3 protein-coding genes are annotated in these 2,531 nt (G+C 61.4%); all 3 read right to left on the reverse strand.

Features of this window, described 5'->3' with window-relative positions; genetic code table 11:
* Positions 1 to 141: 141 nt before the first annotated feature.
* Positions 142 to 1,704, reverse strand: a complete 1,563-nt coding sequence (gene tnpC / locus HGBM_RS26055) for an IS66 family transposase (protein WP_019124013.1) — start codon at positions 1,702 to 1,704, stop codon at positions 142 to 144.
* An 80-nt stretch (positions 1,705 to 1,784) separates the two neighbouring features.
* Complete coding sequence (tnpB, locus tag HGBM_RS26060; protein ID WP_019124014.1) at positions 1,785 to 2,141, reverse strand: IS66 family insertion sequence element accessory protein TnpB; 357 nt, start codon at positions 2,139 to 2,141, stop codon at positions 1,785 to 1,787.
* Positions 2,141 to 2,455 carry an IS66 family insertion sequence element accessory protein TnpA gene (tnpA, locus tag HGBM_RS26065; RefSeq protein ID WP_019124015.1) on the reverse strand — a complete coding sequence of 105 codons (315 nt, stop codon included), beginning with the start codon at positions 2,453 to 2,455 and terminating at the stop codon, positions 2,141 to 2,143. Before tnpA ends, tnpB begins: the two co-directional genes overlap by 1 nt.
* Positions 2,456 to 2,531: the final 76 nt, after the last annotated feature.

The following is a 2,531-nucleotide window of genomic DNA, read 5'->3' on the forward strand; positions in this document are numbered from 1 at the left end:
GTAAGCGTCAAATCTAGCACACCTGGTCAAAGCTTCCCCAGCCTGCGAGAATAGGAACGAAGCGTATGCGCGGGCGTCGCCAAACAAGACGGAACGCCAAAGAGCCCTGACTGAGCAGTCAGAGCGGTTCGGGGCACAACGTCAGAACAGGCGACACGTGATCGGCAATGCGGGCGACCACGGGGCCAGCTTCTCCAGAGCGGCGGCGTCCTGCAAGTTCGGCAACTGTGGCAGTTGCTCGAACAGGTACTGCAAATAAGCCTCCGGTTTCAGCCGGTTTGCTTTTGCCGTTTCGACGATGCTGTACAACACCGCACTGGCCCTTGCTCCGCGCGGCGTGTTGCTAAACAAGAAATTTTTTCGGCCGATCACCGTCGGCTTGATCGCCCGTTCGCTGCGGTTGTTGTCGATCTCCAGCCGCCCGTCTTGCAAAAAAGCAGTTAGCTTCGGCCACTGGTTCGTGCAGTAGGTGATCGCAGTGCCGAGCAGCCCTTTGGGCAACACGCGCGCGCGTTGGCCCTCAAGCCAAGCCGCCATCCGATCCAGAATCGGCTGGCTTTCCTCCAGGCGGGCTGCATGGCGCTCCTCCGCCGTCGCCTCCTTCCAGCGGCGTTCGACTTCAAACAGCGCATTGCACAAGGCCAACCCTTCCGCCGCGGCGGTTTGGGCGCGTTGCGCGGGCGGCGTCGCCTGCACGGCTTCGTGAAATTTGCGCCGCGCATGCGCCCAGCAGCCCAACTGCGTAACCCCCTTGAGCCTGGCATATCCGCTGTAGCCGTCCGTCTGCAAGTACCCCGTGAATCCGGTCAGAAAGGCCTCCGGGTGTTCGCTGCCGCGTCCAGTCCGGTAGTCGTACAGCACGACATCGAGCGCGGCTCCGCGCCCGGTGCGATACAGCCACAGGTACGATTTCGCTTGCGCGGATCGGCCCGGCTCCCGCAGGACTTGCAGCGTCGTTTCATCCGCATGGACATGATCTTGCGCCAGAAGCTTGGCATGGAAGAGATCGTACAAGGGAACGAGCCACCGCTCACTGGCGGCGATCAGCCAATTGGCCATCGTCTGCCGCGACAGGTCGATGCCCCATTGCCGGAACTGTTCTTCCTGCCGGTAGAGCGGCAAGCTGTTCACGTATTTCTGATGGATCACGTGCGCCAGCATGGAGGGCGACGCCAGACTACCCGGCAACGCCGGGGCTGGCATGGGTGCGGTCACGACTGGGGTGCGCACGCCCGTTTGCTCGCAACAGCGGCAACTGTACACGTGGCGTACATGCTCGACGACGCTCACCTGCGCCGGAATGATCTTCAGTTCCCGCCGCACTTCCGTGCTCATCGCATGCAGCGGCCCGGCGCAATCCGGGCAGACGCCTTTCGTTTCGTCCAGCGTGTAGTGGATCGTTTCGACCGGCAGGTTCGCCAGTTTCGCTTCCCGTTCGCCTTTGGCTTTCTTCCGCCGCTGAACGGTCACCGTTTCGACCGTCGGCTCGGGTGCCTTCGGATCGGCCTCCGCTTCGGCTTCGTTGAACAGCGTCAGTTGATCCGGATGCGTTTGTTCGCTGGAGGCGCCGAAACGTTTTTGCTGCGCCCGCCGGAATTGCTCTTCGTACCAGGCAACCTGCAGCTTGAGCGCCGCCACTTGTTCGGTTAATTGTCGAATGACCTCTTCGGAGGTCGGGGGGGAGATGTCCGCTCGGTTTTCCATGATGATGGATTTCGCGACAGCGGGGCTCCTTTCCTGCCGATGAGAATGGCGATTTGGTGAACACGCCGATGGGAAAGCCGTTACAGGACGACCTCGGCGTGCACCGGCCGATGGGCCTGCCGCTGATCCAGCGCGAGTCCGTCCAGCAACCAGCGCAATTGACGGTGCTGCAGGGAGATCGTCAGGCTACTTCCGTCCGACGGCTCCGGCCATCGGAACGTGCCGCGCTCCAGCCGACGGTAGAACAGCCAGAAGCCGTTGTGTTCCCAGTAAAGCATTTTCAGCTTGTCCCGCTGCCGGTTGCAGAACACAAACAGGGTGGGCGCAAACGGACTGCAGCCAAAGCTTTCCTGGACGAGGGCGGCCAGTCCATCGATCGATTTCCGAAGATCCGTCGCGCCACTGGCCAGGACGATCCGTTCGGGAAGGGGGAGCATCAGCGTCCCGCCTCCAGCACCCGCACCACTTGCGTGAGCAGGGACGCATCGAAACCGGGACGGATGTCGATGGATGCGTTGCCGATCCGGACGACGAGGGGAGAGGCTTCCGGCGATGGATGCGACGTGGGGGTGACCGTCACCCAAGTCGTCGCCGATGCTTTTCGTTTGCCCGGCGACAGTTTGCGCAGCCAGTATTTCAGTTGGTTGAAGGGGATTTCTTGGGCGGAACACCACGCTCGCATGGTCTGTCCGCTGTCCCGATAGGCACGGATCCGCTCCCGCCATTGCTCGTTGCGTTCATTTTCATTCATTCGCGCGTACCTCCTATCTTTCCGATACGCTTAGTTTCTCATGAATCTTCGAGTCCGTGTAGGTGGGAAATATTTG

The organism is Brevibacillus massiliensis (assembly GCF_000311785.1).
In the GTDB taxonomy this organism is placed as follows: Bacteria; Bacillota; Bacilli; order Brevibacillales; family Brevibacillaceae; genus Brevibacillus_C; species Brevibacillus_C massiliensis.

Coding starts and splice junctions, on each gene's coding strand:
- tnpB (WP_019124014.1), bottom strand. CDS start 2,141: ATGCTCCCCCTTCCCGAACGGATCGTCCTGGCCAGTGGCGCGACGGAT.
- tnpA (WP_019124015.1), bottom strand. CDS start 2,455: ATGAATGAAAATGAACGCAACGAGCAATGGCGGGAGCGGATCCGTGCC.
- tnpC (WP_019124013.1), bottom strand. CDS start 1,704: ATGGAAAACCGAGCGGACATCTCCCCCCCGACCTCCGAAGAGGTCATT.